Here is an 18,450-nt window from a genome sequence, read left to right as displayed (position 1 = left end):
GCCCAAAGTTCTGTAAATATTAGAAAAGTAATAAGAAAAATACGAATTTATATTAATGATTTTGCCGTTATAGCGCTACCATAAAGGCGCCGCGAGAGTCCGCGTCGACTCATCCCCTACGCTCACCCGCGTGCGACGGTTTCCAGAAGCTCTTGCGTCACGGGATAGCCCGCGTCGCCCAGGATCGTCAGCCACGGCTTGCCGTCCTGCTCCACCACCTGCGGCATGATCGTTCGCACCGGGATGGCTTCGGCCTGCGCGCGCGCTTCGGCGTAGCTGGCGAACAGGGCGAGGCGTTCAAGATTGCGGCGGGTGGGAAAGATCAGCTTGATCTCGCCGCGCTCCGCCGCGTCCAGCGCGCCTTGCGCCGTGGTCCAGAACAGGTGCGTGTTCTCCGCATGGTCGATCGACACGTCGACCGCTCCGGTGCCGAGATCGGCGAGGTAGAAGCGCGTATCATAGACCCTGCTGATCGCCTCGTTCTTGGGAAACCAGCGCGCGAAGGGCGTAATCTGGGCGAGGTCCAGCCGCCAGCCGAAAGCGTCAAGCACCGGGGCGAGCGCACCCGCTTCCGCCAGCATGGCACGCGCCGCTGCGGCGCTGACCGCGTTGATCTCTCCCACAAGGCCGAGCGCGAGGCCGGTCTCCTCCAGCGTCTCGCGCACTGCGGCGATCTGGTGCGCGGCTTCATCGGGGGCGAGGCCGTGCTGCGCGGAGACTTCTTCGCCCAGCGCATAGTCCGCCGGATCGACCCGCCCGCCGGGGAACACCGCCATCCCGCCCGCAAAGGTCATGTTGCGCGAGCGCACGGTCATCAGCACTTCCGGCGCGCCATTATCGGGGGCGTTGCGGAAGATGATGATGGTCGCGGCGGGAATGCCCTGGGGGCCAGAATCGCTGGTTGTATCGGTGCTCATGAAGGCAAAGGATGGCCTTGCGGCAGCCGATTGCCAAGTGCCGAGGCGCAAGACTGCCGCTTTGTTGACGGGCTGGCGCATTTCGGGGTGGACGCCTGCTGGCGAGGGTGTCGGGAAGCTTTACAATCGCGCGCGCGCGCCCTTCACGCCGCATCGGAAAAATGGCGGATTTCCGTCATTTCTTCGGTTTGGCACGCGCCATGCATAGTGTAATGCGGTCCCAATGGTCTTCGAAGAGAGGTGCGACCCTTCCTGGTCTCCGGGTTGCGCCTCCCCGAAAAACAAAAGCGCTCCGCACTGGTCCTGCGGAGCGCTTTTTTTTTGTTTAGGGCCTCAGACGCCGGGCGCAGCGCGTCCGCGCTGCTTGGCTTTCCTCCGGGGGCCCGGTCGCGCTTGCGGCCCTATGGGCCGAAGCCACGTCTCAATGAAGCGCTGGTATCGGTCGCACAGCGACCGCAAGGCCGACCGGCCGCCCGCAGCGACGCGCCCGAAGGGCGCATGAGCGAGGATTTCGCAGCCCGGACGGGCTGCGGAACATCAAGCCTTCCCGACGCCGCTTTCGTTCATCAGCTGCTGGAGTTCGCCCGCTTCGAACATCTCCATCATGATGTCGCTGCCGCCGATGAATTCGCCCTTCACGTAGAGTTGCGGGATGGTCGGCCAGTCGGAGAAAGCCTTGATCCCCTGACGGATTTCCATGTCCTGCAACACGTCGACACTCTCGAAGGCCACGCCGAGGTGGTCGAGGATCGCGATGGCTTTGCTGGAAAAGCCGCATTGCGGGAACAGCGGCGTGCCCTTCATGAACAGCACGACATCGTTGCTGGTGACGAGATCGGAAATGCGGGAATTGGCGTCGGACATGGTGCGTTGCGCCCCTGATGGGTTGAGTGATTGTTGCGAATTATTTGGGGACCACGGTGGTGACTTGCAAGGCGTGCAGTTCTCCGCCCATGCGCCCGCCGAACGCGGCGTAGACCAGCTTGTGCTGGGCGACACGGCTGAGCCCGGCAAATTGCGGCGCGGTTACCGTTGCCGCCCAATGATCGTCGTCGCCCGCAAGGTCGGTCAGTTCCACCGTCGCGCCGGGCAGGGCGGCAAGGATCGCGGCTTCGATCGCGCTGGCGCTCATCGGCATCGGATCAGACCCCGCCCAGCAGCTGACGGCGGGCTTCGATGGTCATTTCTTCCAGCTTGGCGCGGATGTCGGCTTCAGTGACATCGGTCTGCGCACCGGTGAGATCGCCGAGCAGTTTGCGCACCACGTCCTCATCGCCCGATTCCTCGAAGTCGGCCTGCACCACGGCCTTGCGATAGGCGTCGGTTTCCTCGGGCGTCAGCTTCATCAGCCCGGCGGCCCATTCGCCCAGCAGCTTGTTGCGGCGTGCGGCGATACGGAAGGCGGTTTCGTTGTCGAGCGCGAACTTGGCCTCTTCGGCGCGTTCGCGATCCTTGAAATCGGTCATGTTCTGTGTCCCTTCGGATACGATCCGCCGCCAGCGATAGAGGCGGGCGGGCGCGGCTTCAAGCGGGAAGCCGCGCGGGCCGGGGCCTATTCCATCGTCACCACCAGCTTGCCCACCGCCTCGCGGGCTTCAAGCTTGGCGATCGCATCGCCGGCGCGGGCGAGGGGGAAGGTTTCACTGACCAACGGGTCGATCTTCCCGGCCTGCATGAGATCGAACAGCTCCTGCACCTGCGCGCGGAACGCCTCGGGCTCGCGCGCGGTGAAAGCGCCCCAGAACACGCCGCAGATGTCGCAGCTCTTCAGCAGGGTGAGATTGAGCGGCATCTTGGCGATCCCGGCGGGGAAGCCGACCACCAGGAAGCGGCCCTCCCACGCGATGGCGCGCAGGGCGGGTTCGGAATATTGCCCGCCGACGATGTCGTAGACGATGTTCGCGCCGTTCGGGCCGCAAGCCGCCTTGAAGGCTTCGGCGAGCGCCTTGGACGCGTCCTTGTCCATCGCCTCGCGCGGGTAGATCACCACTTCGTCTGCCCCGGCCTTGCGGGCAACCTCGCCCTTGGCCTCGGACGAGACGGCGGCGACCACGCGTGCGCCGAACGCCTTGGAAAGCTCGATGGCGGAAAGGCCCACGCCCCCCGCCGCGCCGAGGATCAGCACGGTGTCACCTGCCTTGATATGCCCGCGGTCCTTGAGGCCGTGGATGGTCGTGCCGTAAGTCATCAGCAGGCTCGCCGCCTTCTCGAACGGCACGCCTTCCGGCACCACGAACATGCGGCCCGCGGGCACCACAACCTTTTCGGCGAGGCCGCCATTGCCGATCCCGGCAAGCACCTTGTCACCCACATTGAAGCCTTCGACGCCTTGGCCGACCGCCTCGATCACGCCGGAAATCTCGCCGCCGGGCGAGAAGGGGCGCTGGGGCTTGAACTGGTACATGTCGCGGATGATCAAGCCATCGGGATAGTTGATCGCACAGGCCTTGACCGCGACCAGCACTTCGCCCTTGCCGGGGGTGGGCGCTTCGACCTCGTCGAGCGTCAGGGTTTCCGGCCCCCCGGTCTGGTGGGTGCGAATGGCTTTCATTGTGTTCTCTCCCGGTATGCTAAATCTATGCCGCTTCGGTGCCGCGCATCAGCCACGGCTGGGCGGCGGTGCGGCTGGCTTCGTAGCCGCCAATGGCCTCGCCGCGCGCCATCGTCAGCCCCACCTCGTCGAGCCCGCCGAGCAGGCATTCGCGGCGGAACGGGTCGATGGTGAAGGTGAAACGGTCCTGAAACGGCGTGGTGACGGTCTGGTGTTCGAGATCGACGGTGATCGGTTGGCCATCGCGCGCGACATCCAGCAGCCGGTCGACGGCCTCCTGCGGCAGCACCACGGGCAGGATGCCGTTCTTGACCGCGTTCCCTGAGAAAATATCCGAGAAAGACGGCGCAATCACCACGCGGATGCCCATGTCGCCCAGCGCCCAAGCGGCGTGCTCGCGGCTGGAACCGCAGCCGAAATTGTCGCCTGCGATCAGCAGGGTGGCACCAGCATAGGCGGGATCGTCGATGACGTTGCCCGGCTCCGCCCGCAAAGCCTCGAACGCGCCCGCGCCAAGGCCTTCGCGGCTGATCGTCTTGAGCCACTTGGCCGGGATGATGATGTCGGTGTCGACATTCTTGAGGCCGAGCGGGATGGCGCGGCCTTCGACGCTGGTGAGGGGCTGCATGGGAGTGTTACCTCAGTCAGTCTGGGGCGGTTCGCCCGAGGGGATCGGGCCGGGCTGGGTCGGCTCGTTCGGCTTCTTCTTGCGCTTGCTTGTATAGAGCAGCGCGGCAGCAATGGCCGCCGATCCGATGGCCCCGGCAGCGGCAATCGCGGCGTTGCGGGCGGTGTTGTTCTTGGGCTTGTCGGTCATGGCTGTTCCATGCGCCTCACGCGCGGGGGTTTCAAGGGGTTGGCGTCACACCAACTCGCGCACGTCGGCGAGCCGCCCCGTCACAGCGGCGGCGGCGGCCATCGCGGGCGAGACGAGATGCGTGCGCGCGCCGGGGCCTTGGCGGCCAACGAAATTGCGGTTGCTGGTCGAGGCGCAGCGTTCGCCCGGCGGCACCTTGTCGGGGTTCATGCCGAGGCACGCCGAACAGCCCGGCTCGCGCCATTCGAAGCCGGCGTCGATGAACACCTTGTCGAGGCCTTCTTCCTCCGCCTGTGCTTTCACCAATCCCGATCCGGGGACAACGATGGCCCAGCGGACGTTGCCTGCCTTGTGGCGGCCCTTCAGGATCGCAGCAGCGGCGCGCAGGTCTTCGATGCGGCTGTTGGTGCAGCTGCCGATGAACACGTTCTCGATCGGCACTTCGGTCATCGGGGTGCCGGGGGTGAGGCCCATGTAATCGAGGCTCTTCTGCGCGGCGACGCGCTTGCTCTCGTCGGCGAAGTCTTCGGGGTGCGGCACGCGGCCGCCGACGGGGACGACATCCTCGGGGCTGGTGCCCCAGGTGACGCTGGGTTCGACATCGGCGGCGTTGATGGTGACCGACTTGGCGAACACCGCGCCCGCATCGCTGTGGAGCGAGCGCCAATAGGCAACCGCCGCGTCCCACTCCGCGCCCTTGGGAGCCATCGGGCGGCCCTTGAGATAGGCGAAGGTGGTGTCGTCAGGCGCGATCAGACCGGCGCGCGCGCCAGCCTCGATGCTCATGTTGCAGACGGTGAGGCGTTCCTCGACCGTCATCGCCTCGAACACGCGGCCGCGATATTCGATGACGTAGCCCGATCCGCCCGCCGCGCCGATGGTGCCGATGATGTGGAGGATCAGATCCTTGGCGCTGATGCCGGGGCCGAGATCGCCTTCCACCCGTACTTCCATCGGCTTCGATTGCTGGAGCAGCAGCGTCTGCGTCGCCAGCACATGCTCCACTTCACTGGTGCCGATCCCGAAAGCGAGCGCGCCAAGCCCACCGTGGCAGGCGGTGTGCGAATCCCCGCAGACGATGGTGGTGCCGGGCAGCGAGAAACCCTGTTCCGGCCCGACCACATGGACGATCCCCTGCTCCTTGGCGGTCGCGGGGATATAGCGGATGCCGTAAGCAGGCGCATTGACTTCAAGCGCGGCGAGCTGGGCGGCGCTTTCGGCATCGGCAATGGGTACCGGAGCGCCCTTGGCGTCCAGCCGCGCTGTCGTGGGCAGGTTGTGATCCGGCACCGCCAGCGTCAGTTCGGGCCGCCGCACCGGTCGCCCGGCGATTTTCAGCGCCTCGAACGCCTGCGGACTGGTGACTTCATGCACCAGATGGCGGTCGATATAGATCAGCGATGTCCCGTCATCGCGCGTTTCGACAACGTGCGCGTCCCAGATTTTCTCGTAGAGCGTGCGAGGGCGGCTGGCCATGATCGGAGGTCCATTATTGGGGGTGGGGGCGATGCCCCTTTGTCACGTCCCCTAATCATCTTTGCCGAGCCGTGGCAAGATTGCGGCAATTTACCGGCACTCGCTGGTGGAATTTGTCATAATCTTGCGCTAGCTAACACCTATGTCAGCAAACGAATCCCCTGCCGCCGCGTTTTTCCACCCGATCACGGTCCAGGCCGCTGACATCGATTTCATGGGCCACGTCAACAACGCGCGCTATCTGAACTGGGTGCAGGACGCGGTGCTGGCGCATTGGCGCGGGATCGCTCCGGCCGAGGATGTGGCAAGCAAGGCGTGGGTCGCGCTCAAGCACGAGATCACCTATCGCAAGCCCGCCTTCCTTGAGGATGACGTGATCGCGCAGACCGTGCTCGAACGCTTCAATGGCGCGCGCGCGTTCTACTCCACGCTGATCAAGCGCGGCGAAGAAGTGCTGGCCGAAGTGCAATCCTCGTGGTGCTGCATCGACGCCGAAACCCTGCGCCCCGCCCGCATCGGCGAACACCTGCGCACGTTCTTCTTCCCCAAGGGGGAGTGAGGCAAGGGCGCCTTGTCAGAGCGCTTGTTCGTGCGCTTCAGCAAGAGCCCACGCCAATGTCAGCAGACTCAGCCCGGTCGCCGATATAAGCAGCACCAGCGCCGACGAGGTCAGGTCGCCTGACAGCAAGTCGTGCCAACCTGCCAGTGAGACCTGTGCCGATCCCACGCTGAACCAGCACGCCAGCATACCCGCGACGATGCCGACCGCGAGCGGCCATTTGGCGCGCGGGCGGTGCGGCGGCAGCCTCTCGATCAGATCTGCGCAAAAGCCCTCGTCCGCGACCGGGTCGGGTGCGGCTTCGCGCAGCAGCCGTTCGATCGCATCGTCGATTTTGTCATTCATGACCCGGTCTCCTCCAGGGATGCATCCTGCCAATCGGCCAGCCGCGCCCGCAGCTTGTCCTTGCCCCGCTTTGCGTGGGACTTCACGGTGCCGAGCGGCATCGACAGGACGTAGGCAGCTTCCTCATGGCTCAATCCGAGCTGCACGACGTGAAGCAGCACGGCCTGTTCAGCCTCGGAAAGGCCACGTAGCGCGCGCGCCATGTCGAGCCGCAACGTGACTTCTCTGCTGACCGATAATTGCGGCCCGGTTGGATCGTCGACGGGCGTATCCGACAGGTGCTGCCGCTTGCGCACGGATTGCAGAAAGCAGGAATAGGCGATCCGGTACAGCCAGGTGCTGAAACGGGCCTCGCCCCGAAACTGGTTCAGCTTGCGCCATGCGAGCAGGAACGTCTCCTGCGCGAGGTCATCCGCACGCGCGATATCGCCGTGCAGAAGACGGCGCAGCTGCGCGCGGACCATCCCCTGATGGCGCCGGACAAGCTGTTCGAACGCCCGCCGGTCATCCGCCAGCAGCGCGCGCGCCACCAGCGCATGATCGATCCGCGCTTCTGTCTCCTGGTCAGCCACGCATGTCGTCGCGCCGGTTGAACCACCAGCTTGCGAAGTAGCCGAGCCCTGTCATCAGCGGCAGCAGGCCAATCCCCCACAGGCTGGAGACCCGCGCGCCGTCATGCATCTCGAAAGGGAGTGCAACAAACATCGCCATCACCCCGAGGCCGCCACCAATCAGCACAAAGGCGCGGCGGCGGTCGGCATCGGGGGCTTGCGCTTCGGAAAGCAGCCCGGCCGGCAGGTCTACCCCCTTGTCGACCAGGGCGAGCAAGGTGCGATAGCGCTCCATGACCACCGCCTTCCGGTAACGCAGGAAAATCAATATGATCGCTACGGGGGTCAGCATCACGATCAAGGGAATGAAACTGCCGGCAAACGCTTCTGCTGAAGGGTCCATGGGTGGTGCTCCGGAATGAAATGCCTGGGGTTTACGGCTTCGGCTCAAGCGACGCGAGGAGATCGGCGATCCGTTCGGCGAACAGCCAAGACTGACCCGGCCCCTGGTTGCTGGTCAATGCAACAGTGGCGCCGGTTTCCCAGACAATCGCCAGATTGGCATCCGTGCCCTCGATCCCGCCGGCGTGGCCGCGAATGTGGCGTCCGTTCGAAACGCGATCGCCGAAACCGGCGGCGTAACCGCCCGGGCCGAACGGCACCGGGCTTTCGAACATCTTTTCCAGTGTGGCCGGCTTGACCAGCTTGCCCCCGCGCAAGGCTGCCGAGAATCGCAGCAAGTCGGCATTGGTGGAATAGCCACCGCCCGCCGGGCTGGCACTGTAGGGAACCTTGAGCCAGTCTGCCTTCCACTCGGTCGAAAAGGGCCCTTCGCGGAAATAGCCGACGGCCAGCTTGGGCACGATATCATCGACACGGTCGTACCCGCTGTCAGTCATGCCTGCCGGCGCGAACACATGATGCTGGATGTAATCGGTATAGCTCTGACCCGAAGCATTCTCGATGATGCGGCCCAGCAGCATGTAACCGGCGTTGCTGTAGCTCCACTCTGTGTCGGGCTCCCCCACTATGGGCTGGCGTGCGATCAATTCGAGATAGTCCGCCGGGTCGACGAATTTCTCGCGGTTTTCGTAAAGTTCGGGGACCAGAAAATCGCCCAGACCCGACATGTGGCGCACCAGCTGCCAGACGGAAATCTTGCTTGCTGCCGCTTGGTCGGGATACTCCGGAACCCGCATCGCCAGCGTGTCGTTCCACGACAATTTCCCGGCTTCGACCAGCTGCGCAATCGCAACCGCCGTGAACATCTTGTTCATCGAGCCGATGTGGAATTTCGTCGCGTGATCGATCGGCACGTTGAAGCGGCGCTCGGCGAGGCCGCGGCATTCGTCAAGGATCGTATTTGCGCCATCGGTCACCGTCACGCAGCCTGAAAAATCATTGCTTTTCACCAGATGATCGAGCGCGGCTCCGGTAAGCCGGACGATCTCTGCCTGCGATGAGGCTGCTTCGGGCCAATCTGCATAGAGCGCGGGATCATCCACCGGAAACAGATCGGCCATGACCAGCTTTCCCGGCTGTTCCGGGTCGGGGAGCAAGACGATGCCGACCAGCTGCCCGGACCGCCGCCCCTTGACGGTCACGACGAGCATTCCGGGCGGCCCCTGGGTGCGCGCATCGACAAAGTCGACTCCGCCGCTGTCGCGCGCCGCCAGGGCGAGCTGTTTGGGAAACAGGTCGCCCGCATTGGGGTCGGCCGACGACGACAGGATGGTCGGCACCCATTGACGGATCTGTTCCGGGCTGCCCGCATTGATCTGGGCGATAACGGCCGCACCGATCCGCCCCGCTTCGGTATCGGGCATCGTCGTGCTGATCGGCTCGGCCCGAGCCGCCGCACCTGACACCGCCGCAGCACAGGCAAGCAGGGGGGCGAGGAGCGAAGAGCAGGAAAGGGCCTTTCGGTAAGCGCGTATCATTGTCGAATCTCCGTATAGGCCGGGGGCCAAGCATGGTTTCGACAGGTTGGATGCTTCGTCGGGCGCGTTTGGATGCAACGGCATTCAGGGAAAATTGATAAGGGAAAGACGCGGCCGCCATCGAAAGGGCGCGGCGGGGAAGTGCCGGCCGAGGTGCAATCCTCGTGGTGCTGCATCGACGCAGAAACCCCGCGCCCCGCGCGCATCGGCGAACACCTGCTCACGTTCTTCTTCCCCAAGGGGGAGTGAGGCGATAGGCTGCCCCTGTCTCGCAGCCGGGACAGGAGGGACGCAATCGTGAAGACTTTCAGCACTTTCGCCACGTTCGCAGGCAGCCTGATGCTCGCCGCGGCACCGCTCGCCGCGCAAGATCCCGCGACGTCTGCGGCTCCCAGACCGGAGATGAGCGAAGCCGAGCAGGCCGGGGTGCAGCAGGCGGTCGATCTGGGCTGGTTGGTCTATTCCTATGATCAGGCCGCGTGGCACGGCACAGACGCGATGCTTGAAGACCTGCCGGACGCTCGCGAGCGCGGCGTTGCGGGCTGGATCGTCAACGACATCGCCGATGGTTGGGAAACAGTGTTCTACCGCCCCGCAAAGGCCGGTGGTTTCGAGGCGGTCTGGGCCGGGGTCTATGACGGGCGCAAGGTCATTCGCCGCACCACCTATACCGCAGGCGAGCGGGCGCTGGTGTCTGGCGAAGTCGCGTTGGTTCAGGCGAACGAGCTGCTGCGCACGCAGCACCCGACGCGATGCTCGGCCAGCCCTTTCAACACGGTCGTCTTTCCCACCGGCAAGCCCGATGGCGGGCTCTACGCCTATCTGCTCACTCCGCAGGAAAAGACCGGTGAATTTCCCTTTGGCGGGCATCACCGGTTCGAGATCGTGGGCGGCCAGATCAAGGACAGCCGCAAGTTCACCAATTCCTGCCTGACCATGCCCACCGCCAACGAGGCAGGCAAGCGACCCGAGGCGCTGAGCCTTTCGCACCTGCTGGACCCGACACCGACGGAGATTCACGTCTTTTCGGTCTATGCCGCGGATCTTCCGGTTTTCGTCATGACCACCGGTAACGACCGGGTCTGGGCGGTGGAGGTGTCTGGCGGGAAGCCGCGCATCCGCCTGATCCGATAGGGCAGGTCAGCCGCTGCGAGCCACGCTTTGCGCGGGCCAATCGCCGCTGTGAACATCCCGTTCCCTTCGCCCCGTGCTTGACGCGGGGCTTGGCTAGCGTGGCTCGCGGATCGAGAAGGAGGAACGCCTCGCTCCGTTGTGAAGCGCGGGGCGACGGAAAGGCGTTTCTTCTTGCGCGACGCATCTTGGCGCAAACGCAATTGCCTTGGGGCCTGTGCGGTCTATACGCATCTGCATGGCTTGCCCGCGCGTATCCTTCTGCCGATGAACCCGCAATTTGCCCCCGGCTTCACGCTGCCCCAGCGGAGCTTGCAGCGCGCCATCGGCCTCGTGCTGGCGGTGGCGATTGCGGGGAGCTGGCTGGGTATCCACGCTTACGGTATGTTCGTGTTCAAACTGACGTGGAGCAACTGGCCCTTCGCGCTCGCCATGGCAGCGGTGCAGTGCTGGCTTTCGGTCGGCGTGTTCATCGTTTGCCACGATGCAATGCACGGCACGCTGGTGCCCGGCCAGCCGCGTATCAACGGCGCGATCGGCGCGGTGCTGCTGGCGCTTTATGCCGGGTTCGCGTGGAAGCAGCTGCGCGATGCACATTTTGACCATCACAAGCTGGCGGGCCGTGAGGGTGATCCCGATTTCGACGAGCACAATCCGGACGATTTCCTGCGCTGGTACGGGACCTTCTTCCGCCGCTATTTCGGATGGCGCTCGCTGTTGTTCGTGCACACCGTGGTTGGCATCTACTGGCTGGTGCTGGATATCCCGATGGTGCAGATCGTGCTGCTCTACGGGCTGCCGGCGCTGGGATCGTCGCTCCAGCTGTTCTACTTCGGCACCTTCCGCCCGCATCGCCATATGCCGGGCGAGACGGGGGATAACTTCGCTGACCGCCACAACACCCGCAGCGAGGATTTCGGCACACTGGCAAGCCTCGCCTCGTGCTTCCATTTCGGCTATCATCTCGAACATCACCGCCGCCCCGATGTGCCGTGGTGGGCGCTGCCGGGCGCGCGCCGGGCCGGGGTGGGCAGCGTAGAACTGACTGAAAAGGTGCCCGCATGAGCTGGCTCGAAGTGTTCCTCACCGTCATGTCCTCGCTGATCGGGATGGAGCTGTTCGCGTGGTACGCGCACAAATACATCATGCACGGCTGGGGCTGGGGCTGGCACCGCGACCATCACGAACCACACGACAATGTGCTGGAGAAGAACGATCTGTTCGCGGTCGTCTTCGGCACGATCAACGCCGCGATGTATATCTACGGCTCGCTCTATTGGGACTGGCTGTGGTGGTTTGCGGTCGGCATCACGCTTTACGGGGTAATTTACACGCTGGTGCATGACGGGCTGGTGCATCAGCGCTACTGGAAGTGGGTGCCGCGCAAGGGCTACGCCAAGCGGCTGGTGCAGGCGCACAAGCTCCACCATGCGACCATCGGCAAGGAAGGCGGGGTAAGCTTCGGCTTCGTCTTCGCGCGCGATCCGGCCAAGCTGAAGGCGGAACTGAAGGCGCAGAAGGACGCCGGGATTGCCGTAGTGCGCGATTCCGTGGGCGCGGGCGGCGATGGCTTCGAGGTCGTGGGCCGCAATCTCTAGGCGGCAGGGCTACTTGGTGGATATATCGGGCAAATGGGACGGCGTCTTCGCCTATCCGGACGTTCCTGATGCCGGACCCGTAACGCCATTTGTCGCTGAAATTGTCGAACGCGACGGGCGGATCAGCGGTACCATCTTGGAACCGCACGAGTTTCGTAGCGGTACCGCTCATGCGTCACTGGAAGGCGTGCGCGCGGGCAGAACTGTCGACTTTCTCAAGACATACCACGCGGCGGGCGCGGAATATGAAGAGCCGGTCGCTTATGCCGGAAGCCTGAGCGCCGATGGCAACATCATCACCGGCCACTGGATGATGTCGGACTGGAGCGGGCCGTTTGAGATGGTGCGCCAGCTTGAGGTGGCTATCGCCAGCGAGGCGCAGGCTGCTGTCAATTCCGATGCGTGATCACACAGGCATGGCACTTTATCGGCTGAGACGCAGCTAAGTCTTGCCTAGACCCCTCCCCAGATCGGTTTAGACCCCGTCTAGACCCCCCTTTGACCCCCTCTAGCCCCGCGCTTGCCCCTCTGTTTCACGTGAAACAGTCTTGCGAGCGCTAGCGCCACAGCCATGCGAAGAATCCTGCGGCTGCAGCGATCCAGGCGGTCACCATTGCGGCAATGAAGACCAACCCGGCGACGGCCTCCCAACCGATCATCCGGAGCGGATAGCTTGCAAGCCCCGCTGCGAACATGGTCGCCATGCACGCATAGATGATCTTATGCGTCGCCTTCATGCGGATAGTCTTGCAGCATGTTCCTTTACCAGCGCGATCATGTTGGGCACGCCCTGCGTGCGGTTGCTCGACAGCTGGCTTTTCAGATCGAAAGGCGCAAGTTCGCCCATCACGTCCATCTGCGCGACCTCCGCGGCGGGCCTGTCTTGCACGGCGGCGATCACCAGCGCGACGATGCCCTTGGTGATTGCGGCGTTGCTGTCAGCGAGGAAATGCAGGCTCTCCGCCTCGGTCCCCACCGGGTAAACCCACACCGATGCCGAACACCCGCGCACCAGTGTCGCATCGGTTTTCAGCGCATCGGGCATGGGCTCAAGCGTCCGGCCAAGCTCGATCAGCAGACCATACCGCTCGTCACCTTCGAGGAATTCGTACTCTTCGAGAATGTCGGAAAGGGTGCGCATGGCCCGCCCTTAAACAGCGCGCGGCTCCAACGCAAAGGGGGGATTTACCCGCTCAGACCGCCGGGGCGGGTGAGCGCGTAGTAGATCACGTAGAACCAGCTGAAGAAGCCGTGGATGATGGCCCAGATTATCGACTGGTTGACGCTCCAGCTGATCGCCACCGCGATCGCCGTGCCAAGGCCGATACCGGCCTGCGCGGCGGTGTTCTTCGCGCCGCTCACAATTCCACCCCGCTGGCGATGGCTTCCAGCTTGCGGATGCGTTCCTTGAGATCGGCAAGCTCGATCCGGGCGGTGCCGATACTGGAGCCGTCAGCCGTCGCAGGGTGGTGCACGCCGCGATCGAGTTCCTGCCGCTTCAGGTCGAGCCAGCCCTGCCAGCCGCGCAGCAAAGCGGCAGCGATGACGATGATGGCGATCAGGCCGGATGTGGCAGTGATCACAGAAGGGTCGAGAAGGGGCGTCATCATTCGCTCTGTTCCTTCTTAAGCGCGGGCAGGCCCCGCAGCGCTTCGATTTCAGACGCGATCCGTGCCCGTTCGCGCGCATCGCCGCTATTGCCGTCGGTGGCGATGCGTTCGAGCACCTTCACCCGTTCCTTGAGGTCAGCCAATTCGGCCCGTGCCGCTTCGAGTTCGGCCGCGGTGCGCCCATCCTCGCGCGGAGCAATTTTCTGGTTGCCGTCCTCGTCCGTGATGATCCCGGCCCGCGCCCGGATCGATTCGACAATCCCCCAGATCACGATGGCGACCAGTGCGACGATGGCCCAGCTGCTCATTGCTCTGCTCCCTCGATCTGGCGTTGCAGTGGCGAGAGGGCCACCGTGTCGCGGCGCAGCGCATCGATCTCGTCGGCAAGCAAGCTGCCCCGGTCGGTAGCGATCCGTTCGAGCACGCGCAGTCGATCTTCGATCATGTGCTGGCGTTCAGCGATCTCGCGGACGTCAGACCCTTGCCGGCTATCCTTCGGCTCGTATCGCATCCGCTTGGCGAGCATCACCTTGTCGACGATGCCGTTCAAGCTCATGCCAGCGATAAGGACGATCGCGACGACGGTCATCGCAATGATCACCATTTCGCCCATCACGCCTCTCCCTTGTCCTTGAGGCCTGCCAGCGCACGGTCACGGAGTGCATCAATCTCTGCGCCGAGGTGATACCCCCCATCGGTGACGATCCGCTCGACATTCCCGAGCCGGTCCTTGATCGAGCCCAGTTCGGCCCGCAGTTCGGCGTTCTCCTGCGTGAGCAAGGTGACGCGGTGCGCGGTTTCCTTGTCGGAGCCGGGCTTCAGCGACTGGCCCCACATGCCTTCAAGCGGGTAGCCGTTCTTGATCTTCATCCTGGTGGTCTGGAACGAGGTCAGGATCCCTGCCGCACCAAGCGTGAAGGCGCCGGCGATGATCCATCCGAGATAGGGGAGGAAGTCGGCGGGTTCCATCACACGCGCTCCTTCTTCTCGAGGCCGAGCGGCACGCCGGCGTCCTGTTCATCAACCCGGCGCTGGTCGCGCAAGGCCTCGATCTGGGTGGCGATATCGTAGCCGCGGTCGGTGACGATGCGTTCGAGTACCTGCACCCGGTCTTCAAGCCGTTGGATGTGGCTGGCATATTGCGCAGCCTTTTCAGCGGTATTTTCGGCGGTGGCACCGATCTGCATTTCGGCGATCTTCTGTTGGTGCTTGGTCCAGATCGCGACGATCGGGATCATCAGGGCGATGATCGGGATCATCACGGCAATCTGTTCAGGATCCATTGTTCTAGTCCCCGTTGCTCGTGTCTTGGCTTAGCGCAGCCGCTCGATTTCGGCGGTCAGGCGCGGGTTGCTGCTGACGTAGTGGCTTTCGACTGCGGCGAGGCGGCGGTCGACATCGCGGAAGCTGGCGCGGATTTCGCGGGCGGTGCGCTTCGGACTCTGCCGGACGCCCTGCCAGTACTTCTGCTCGCTCTCGTCGCGGTAGAGATGCGGCGGCTTCTTGTTGAGCGCGAAGCCAGCGATGAAATAGGCCAGGATCGACCAGCCGCCGGTCGGGAACATCGAGAAGAACGCGATCATCCGGACCCAGAAGACATTGATACCGGTGTAGTCGGCGATTCCCGAGCACACGCCCATCAGCTTGGCATTGTGCTTGTCGCGGTAAAGCGTGGTGCGGGGGCTGTTCATGCGCGGGTTCCCTTCTTTTCGGCGATCAGCTGTTCAAGTTCGCGCAGCTGCAGATTATCCTTTTCCTGATCGGCGATCAGGCGGCGGGCGGGGGTGAAAGCGGGGTCATCACTGGCGACCAGGCGTTCGACCGTGTCCATGCGCTCATCAAGCCGCTTGGCGAGGTTGTAGAGCTCTTCCAGCAGCACCTCGTCATCGGCGGTGATGGTGGCGGCGGTCTTCCACTTGGTCATATAGTGCAGCACGACCCACGGCAGACCGATGAACAATGTGGCGAAAACAACAACGACATCAAAATCCATGGCCTATTCCCCCTTGCTGTCGTCGGCCTTGCCGAGCGCTTTTTTCATGGCGGCGAGTTCATCGTCGATCGCATCCGATCCGCCGAGTGCGGCAATCTGATCGGCAAGCGACGGCGGACCGTCTTCGGCAATGCGCAGGGCATCGGCGCGGCCTTCGGCGTAATCGACCCGGCGTTCGAGCTGGTCGAAGCGGGCGAGCGCTTCATCGGTCCGCTCGGTGCTCATCAGCGTGCGCAGCTTGACGCGGTTCTCGGCGCTTTCGAGACGCGCGGCGATTGCGGTCTGGCGGCTGCGGGCCTCGCGCAGGCGGTGCTGCAGCTTGGCGATGTCTTCCTCGTAAGCGCGCAAGGCATCATCGAGCACGGCGATTTCGGTCTTGAGCTGGTCGGCCATGTCGCCGGCCTTCTTCTTCTCGACCAGTGCGGCGCGGGCGAGGTCTTCGCGGTCCTTGCTGAGAGCGAGTTGCGCCTTTTCGCCCCAATCGGCCTGCAGCCGGTCAAGCTTGACGCAGTGGCGGTGCATTTCCTTCTGGTCGGCAATGGTGCGTGCCGCGCTGGCACGGACTTCGACCAGGGTTTCCTCCATTTCGAGGATGATCATGCGGATCATCTTCGACGGGTCATCTGCCTTGTCGAGCATATCGTTGAAGTTGGCGGCAATGATGTCGCGGGTGCGGCTGAAAATGCCCATGAAGGCTACTCCATCGAGAAACGAATTGACCCGGTCGAAAGGCGCGACTCGCGCGTCCTGCGACGGGGTGGTGCGTCCACCAGATTGCGTCGGGGTGGGGCTGCGGCGCAAGGCTTCGATTTCTTCATCGAGCCGCGACAGCCGCCCGGCGCTGAGCAGGCGGGAAGGTTGGGCCGGAGCATCGCTGTCGAAAGCATCGCGTGTGGGGTGTGCGATGCGGTCAGCGTCGGCAGGGGGGACAGCCTGCGAGGGGCGCTCCGGCCCGAGGGGGTCAAACGGATCGCCCACCTCAGGCGATCTCGATCATCGCGCCCGAAGCCGGGGCGGGATGGGCGATCGGGGCGGCGTTGGCAGCGCCCGGCTGAAGCTGCGAGGACAGGGCGATCATCATCACCATGGCAGCGATGCTGGCCATCGCGGCGTGGCCGAGCTTGGAGCTCCAGAAGCGGCTCTGTGCGGCGTTGCGGTTGATCATTGTGGGCCTCCCGTGTGGATTGCGTGGTCTTGCCGGGTATTTTGCAACCGGCGTGCCAAACTGTGGGAATGGCGGATTTCTGCGGTTTTCGGCGCAATGACGGGAGGAGGCGTTGGTCGCTATTGCCAAGCATTGGGGATTTTCACTATAGTTTGGACATGAAGCTCGAGAGCCAATTCATCGGTCAGTCCGGGGCCTTCCTTGACGCGGTCGAACGCGCCAGTCGCGCCGCAGCGATGAACCGTCCGGTGCTGGTGATCGGCGAGCGGGGGACGGGTAAAGAACTGATCGCCGAACGCCTTCACCGCCTGTCGAGCCGCTGGGACGAGCCGCTGGTGACGATGAACTGCGCGGCGCTGCCCGAAACCCTGATCGAGGCCGAGCTGTTCGGGCACGAAGCGGGGGCCTTCACCGGCGCAACGAAATCGCGAGCGGGTCGCTTCGAGGAGGCGGACCGGGGCACATTGTTCCTTGATGAGCTCGGCACGCTCAGCATGGGGGCGCAGGAGCGGCTGCTGCGCGCGGTTGAATACGGCGAAGTGACCCGCATCGGTGCCTCCCGCCCGATCCGGGTCGACGTGCGGATTGTCGCGGCCACCAATGACGACCTGCCCGCACTCGCTGCCGCGGGCGAATTCCGCGCCGACCTGCTCGACCGCCTCTGTTTCGAAGTCATCACCCTGCCGCCCTTGCGCGTGCGCGAAGGCGACATCGGCGTGCTGGCCGAGTATTTCGGGCGACGCATGGCGGCGGAACTCGATTGGGAGCGCTGGCCGGGCTTTGCGCCGCACATCATGGATGCGCTCGAAGATCATCCCTGGCCGGGCAATGTCCGCGAGCTGCGCAATGTGGTGGAGCGCGCGGTCTATCGCTGGGAATCGCCGGACATGCCGATCGCGCATGTGCAGTTCGACCCGTTCGATAGCCCCTGGCGACCGCGTCCACCCGAGCATCGGCGCAGTTCTGGACCCTCCGCATCGCGGGGAACCGGGCCGGCAAACAGCGCTGCGTCCGCTCCGGCGCAGCCCAGCTTCGACAGTGTCGAAGACCTGCGCGCCGCAGTCGATGCGCACGAGCGAGCGATCCTCTCCCATGCGCTGGGCAAGCACCGCTGGAACCAGCGCCAGACCGCCCGTGCGCTCGGACTGACCTATGATCAGCTGCGCCACTGCATCCGGAAGCACGCGCTGATGGAGGGGCAGGACGACAGCGCCTGACCGCTCCGGCAGCTTCGCCTGAGCGACGAACAGGCGCCGTGGCCGCCCCTAGGTAATGTCCCCAGGGTCAGGCATGTCCTAATAGTCACCGCAATTTGTGACGCTAGGGCACTATGCCTGATCCCGCCCTTACTGTGCCGAATACGGATATTGCGCCGATTGGGCGACGGGCAGCGGCGCGCCTTCGGCTTTCGATCCCGGTCCGGTTTACGACCATCTACGGCACCTATGAGTGCATCTTGCTCGATCTGTCGCAGACCGGGGCACGCATTGCCCTTGCGAACCCTATGTCCGCGGGAATGGGGGGCTATCTCACAGTCGCGCAGCTTGAAATGTTCGGCGAAGTGGTGCGCTGCCAGCGAAGCGGCGACGGCGGGGTCAACGCGCTCGCTTTCGATGCCCCGCTCCCTCACGGCGCAGTGGTGCGGGTCCGGCATCATGCCGACACTTTGCACCAACGCGAAAGCGCCGAGTTGCGCGATCAGGTGCGGCGCTGGGTCACCGGGGAGAAGTGATCGGAGGCCCGCGCAGGTGCACGGTTCGCTCTTGCCAAATCGCACTTGAGCGACTAGTTGCACCG

31 protein-coding genes are annotated in these 18,450 nt (G+C 64.2%); 7 read left to right on the top strand and 24 right to left on the bottom strand.

What is annotated here, in order from left to right:
• Positions 1–122 precede the first annotated feature (122 nt).
• The 8 genes from KVF90_RS15530 to leuC all read right to left on the bottom strand — a co-directional run bounded on the left by KVF90_RS15530 (position 123) and on the right by leuC (position 5,761).
• Positions 123–917, bottom strand: a complete 795-nt coding sequence (locus KVF90_RS15530; protein WP_264392467.1) for an NUDIX hydrolase — start codon at positions 915–917, stop codon at positions 123–125.
• A gap of 537 nt (positions 918–1,454) precedes the next feature.
• The gene (gene grxD, locus KVF90_RS15525; protein WP_264392466.1) at positions 1,455–1,781 is read right to left on the bottom strand and encodes a Grx4 family monothiol glutaredoxin; all 327 of its coding nucleotides are present in this window, start codon (positions 1,779–1,781) and stop codon (positions 1,455–1,457) included.
• A gap of 40 nt (positions 1,782–1,821) precedes the next feature.
• Entirely contained in the window at positions 1,822–2,055 is a 234-nt protein-coding gene (locus tag KVF90_RS15520; protein WP_264392465.1) for a BolA/IbaG family iron-sulfur metabolism protein, read from the bottom strand.
• A gap of 4 nt (positions 2,056–2,059) precedes the next feature.
• A complete protein-coding gene (locus KVF90_RS15515) occupies positions 2,060–2,383 on the bottom strand; it encodes a DUF1476 domain-containing protein (protein ID WP_264392464.1) in 324 nt (107 codons plus the stop codon).
• Between the two features lie 86 nt (positions 2,384–2,469).
• Positions 2,470–3,468, bottom strand: a complete 999-nt coding sequence (locus tag KVF90_RS15510) for an NADPH:quinone oxidoreductase family protein (protein WP_264392463.1) — start codon at positions 3,466–3,468, stop codon at positions 2,470–2,472.
• Between the two features lie 25 nt (positions 3,469–3,493).
• Entirely contained in the window at positions 3,494–4,096 is a 603-nt protein-coding gene (leuD, locus tag KVF90_RS15505; protein WP_264392462.1) for a 3-isopropylmalate dehydratase small subunit, read from the bottom strand.
• Positions 4,097–4,108: 12 nt separating this feature from the next.
• On the bottom strand, positions 4,109–4,285 hold the full coding sequence (locus KVF90_RS15500) for an LPXTG cell wall anchor domain-containing protein (protein ID WP_264392461.1): 177 nt from the start codon (positions 4,283–4,285) through the stop codon (positions 4,109–4,111).
• Between the two features lie 45 nt (positions 4,286–4,330).
• Positions 4,331–5,761 carry a 3-isopropylmalate dehydratase large subunit gene (gene leuC, locus KVF90_RS15495; protein ID WP_264392460.1) on the bottom strand — a complete coding sequence of 477 codons (1,431 nt, stop codon included), beginning with the start codon at positions 5,759–5,761 and terminating at the stop codon, positions 4,331–4,333.
• Between the two features lie 142 nt (positions 5,762–5,903).
• Here leuC and KVF90_RS15490 point away from each other — a divergent pair, with 142 nt between their 5' ends.
• Positions 5,904–6,320 (top strand): acyl-CoA thioesterase, encoded by a 417-nt coding sequence (locus KVF90_RS15490; RefSeq protein ID WP_264392459.1) that lies wholly within the window; start codon positions 5,904–5,906, stop codon positions 6,318–6,320.
• A gap of 15 nt (positions 6,321–6,335) precedes the next feature.
• On the opposite strand, the gene KVF90_RS15485 is transcribed toward KVF90_RS15490, so the two are convergent.
• The 4 genes from KVF90_RS15485 to KVF90_RS15470 are packed head-to-tail and all read right to left on the bottom strand — an operon-like array spanning position 6,336 to position 9,042.
• Positions 6,336–6,665: a hypothetical protein gene (locus tag KVF90_RS15485; protein ID WP_264392458.1), complete on the bottom strand. Its 330-nt coding sequence runs from the start codon at positions 6,663–6,665 to the stop codon at positions 6,336–6,338.
• Positions 6,662–7,237 carry an RNA polymerase sigma factor gene (locus KVF90_RS15480; RefSeq protein WP_264392457.1) on the bottom strand — a complete coding sequence of 192 codons (576 nt, stop codon included), beginning with the start codon at positions 7,235–7,237 and terminating at the stop codon, positions 6,662–6,664. Before KVF90_RS15480 ends, KVF90_RS15485 begins: the two co-directional genes overlap by 4 nt.
• On the bottom strand, positions 7,230–7,619 hold the full coding sequence (locus KVF90_RS15475) for a DUF6249 domain-containing protein (RefSeq protein ID WP_264392456.1): 390 nt from the start codon (positions 7,617–7,619) through the stop codon (positions 7,230–7,232). Before KVF90_RS15475 ends, KVF90_RS15480 begins: the two co-directional genes overlap by 8 nt.
• Positions 7,620–7,650: 31 nt before the next feature.
• Positions 7,651–9,042 carry a serine hydrolase domain-containing protein gene (locus tag KVF90_RS15470; RefSeq protein ID WP_264392455.1) on the bottom strand — a complete coding sequence of 464 codons (1,392 nt, stop codon included), beginning with the start codon at positions 9,040–9,042 and terminating at the stop codon, positions 7,651–7,653.
• Between the two features lie 411 nt (positions 9,043–9,453).
• On the opposite strand from KVF90_RS15470, the gene KVF90_RS15460 reads away from it, so the two are divergent.
• From KVF90_RS15460 to KVF90_RS15445, 4 genes are all read left to right on the top strand, one after another.
• The gene (locus tag KVF90_RS15460) at positions 9,454–10,290 is read left to right on the top strand and encodes a hypothetical protein (RefSeq protein ID WP_264392454.1); all 837 of its coding nucleotides are present in this window, start codon (positions 9,454–9,456) and stop codon (positions 10,288–10,290) included.
• Between the two features lie 171 nt (positions 10,291–10,461).
• Positions 10,462–11,352 (top strand): fatty acid desaturase, encoded by an 891-nt coding sequence (locus KVF90_RS15455; protein ID WP_264392453.1) that lies wholly within the window; start codon positions 10,462–10,464, stop codon positions 11,350–11,352.
• Entirely contained in the window at positions 11,349–11,885 is a 537-nt protein-coding gene (locus KVF90_RS15450) for a sterol desaturase family protein (protein WP_264392452.1), read from the top strand. The genes KVF90_RS15455 and KVF90_RS15450 overlap by 4 nt, the downstream gene beginning before the upstream one ends.
• Positions 11,886–11,901: 16 nt before the next feature.
• Positions 11,902–12,291, top strand: coding sequence for a hypothetical protein (locus KVF90_RS15445; protein ID WP_264392451.1), 390 nt, complete (start codon positions 11,902–11,904; stop codon positions 12,289–12,291).
• A 151-nt stretch (positions 12,292–12,442) separates the two neighbouring features.
• Here the strand turns inward: KVF90_RS15445 and KVF90_RS15440 are convergent, their stop codons facing one another.
• From KVF90_RS15440 to KVF90_RS15385, 12 genes are read right to left on the bottom strand one after another with little or no spacing between them, the layout of a single operon-like run.
• On the bottom strand, positions 12,443–12,622 hold the full coding sequence (locus KVF90_RS15440) for a hypothetical protein (protein WP_264392450.1): 180 nt from the start codon (positions 12,620–12,622) through the stop codon (positions 12,443–12,445).
• On the bottom strand, positions 12,619–13,026 hold the full coding sequence (locus tag KVF90_RS15435; protein ID WP_264392449.1) for a SufE family protein: 408 nt from the start codon (positions 13,024–13,026) through the stop codon (positions 12,619–12,621). Before KVF90_RS15435 ends, KVF90_RS15440 begins: the two co-directional genes overlap by 4 nt.
• Before the next feature lie 44 nt (positions 13,027–13,070).
• A complete protein-coding gene (locus KVF90_RS15430) occupies positions 13,071–13,247 on the bottom strand; it encodes a hypothetical protein (protein WP_264392448.1) in 177 nt (58 codons plus the stop codon).
• A complete protein-coding gene (locus KVF90_RS15425; RefSeq protein WP_264392447.1) occupies positions 13,244–13,495 on the bottom strand; it encodes a hypothetical protein in 252 nt (83 codons plus the stop codon). The genes KVF90_RS15430 and KVF90_RS15425 overlap by 4 nt, the downstream gene beginning before the upstream one ends.
• On the bottom strand, positions 13,492–13,803 hold the full coding sequence (locus KVF90_RS15420; protein WP_264392446.1) for a hypothetical protein: 312 nt from the start codon (positions 13,801–13,803) through the stop codon (positions 13,492–13,494). Before KVF90_RS15420 ends, KVF90_RS15425 begins: the two co-directional genes overlap by 4 nt.
• Positions 13,800–14,108 carry a hypothetical protein gene (locus KVF90_RS15415; RefSeq protein ID WP_264392445.1) on the bottom strand — a complete coding sequence of 103 codons (309 nt, stop codon included), beginning with the start codon at positions 14,106–14,108 and terminating at the stop codon, positions 13,800–13,802. Before KVF90_RS15415 ends, KVF90_RS15420 begins: the two co-directional genes overlap by 4 nt.
• Positions 14,108–14,464 carry a hypothetical protein gene (locus KVF90_RS15410; RefSeq protein WP_264392444.1) on the bottom strand — a complete coding sequence of 119 codons (357 nt, stop codon included), beginning with the start codon at positions 14,462–14,464 and terminating at the stop codon, positions 14,108–14,110. The genes KVF90_RS15415 and KVF90_RS15410 overlap by 1 nt, the downstream gene beginning before the upstream one ends.
• Entirely contained in the window at positions 14,464–14,778 is a 315-nt protein-coding gene (locus KVF90_RS15405; protein WP_264392443.1) for a hypothetical protein, read from the bottom strand. The genes KVF90_RS15410 and KVF90_RS15405 overlap by 1 nt, the downstream gene beginning before the upstream one ends.
• A gap of 30 nt (positions 14,779–14,808) precedes the next feature.
• On the bottom strand, positions 14,809–15,186 hold the full coding sequence (gene pspC, locus KVF90_RS15400) for an envelope stress response membrane protein PspC (RefSeq protein WP_264392442.1): 378 nt from the start codon (positions 15,184–15,186) through the stop codon (positions 14,809–14,811).
• A complete protein-coding gene (gene pspB, locus KVF90_RS15395; protein ID WP_264392441.1) occupies positions 15,183–15,488 on the bottom strand; it encodes an envelope stress response membrane protein PspB in 306 nt (101 codons plus the stop codon). The genes pspC and pspB overlap by 4 nt, the downstream gene beginning before the upstream one ends.
• Positions 15,489–15,491: 3 nt before the next feature.
• Positions 15,492–16,466, bottom strand: a complete 975-nt coding sequence (gene pspA / locus KVF90_RS15390; protein WP_413676991.1) for a phage shock protein PspA — start codon at positions 16,464–16,466, stop codon at positions 15,492–15,494.
• A 1-nt stretch (position 16,467) separates the two neighbouring features.
• On the bottom strand, positions 16,468–16,653 hold the full coding sequence (locus KVF90_RS15385) for a hypothetical protein (protein WP_264392440.1): 186 nt from the start codon (positions 16,651–16,653) through the stop codon (positions 16,468–16,470).
• A gap of 158 nt (positions 16,654–16,811) precedes the next feature.
• Between KVF90_RS15385 and pspF the strand changes: the two genes are divergently transcribed.
• The gene (pspF, locus tag KVF90_RS15380; protein ID WP_264392439.1) at positions 16,812–17,870 is read left to right on the top strand and encodes a phage shock protein operon transcriptional activator; all 1,059 of its coding nucleotides are present in this window, start codon (positions 16,812–16,814) and stop codon (positions 17,868–17,870) included.
• Positions 17,871–17,983: 113 nt separating this feature from the next.
• Positions 17,984–18,385 carry a PilZ domain-containing protein gene (locus tag KVF90_RS15375; protein WP_264392438.1) on the top strand — a complete coding sequence of 134 codons (402 nt, stop codon included), beginning with the start codon at positions 17,984–17,986 and terminating at the stop codon, positions 18,383–18,385.
• Positions 18,386–18,450 lie beyond the last annotated feature (65 nt).

The sequence above is a fragment of the Porphyrobacter sp. ULC335 genome (assembly GCF_025917005.1).
Classification (GTDB): domain Bacteria; phylum Pseudomonadota; class Alphaproteobacteria; order Sphingomonadales; family Sphingomonadaceae; genus Erythrobacter.
The sequence above is the reverse complement of the archived record's forward strand: the minus strand, read 5'-3'. Positions and strand labels throughout refer to the sequence as shown.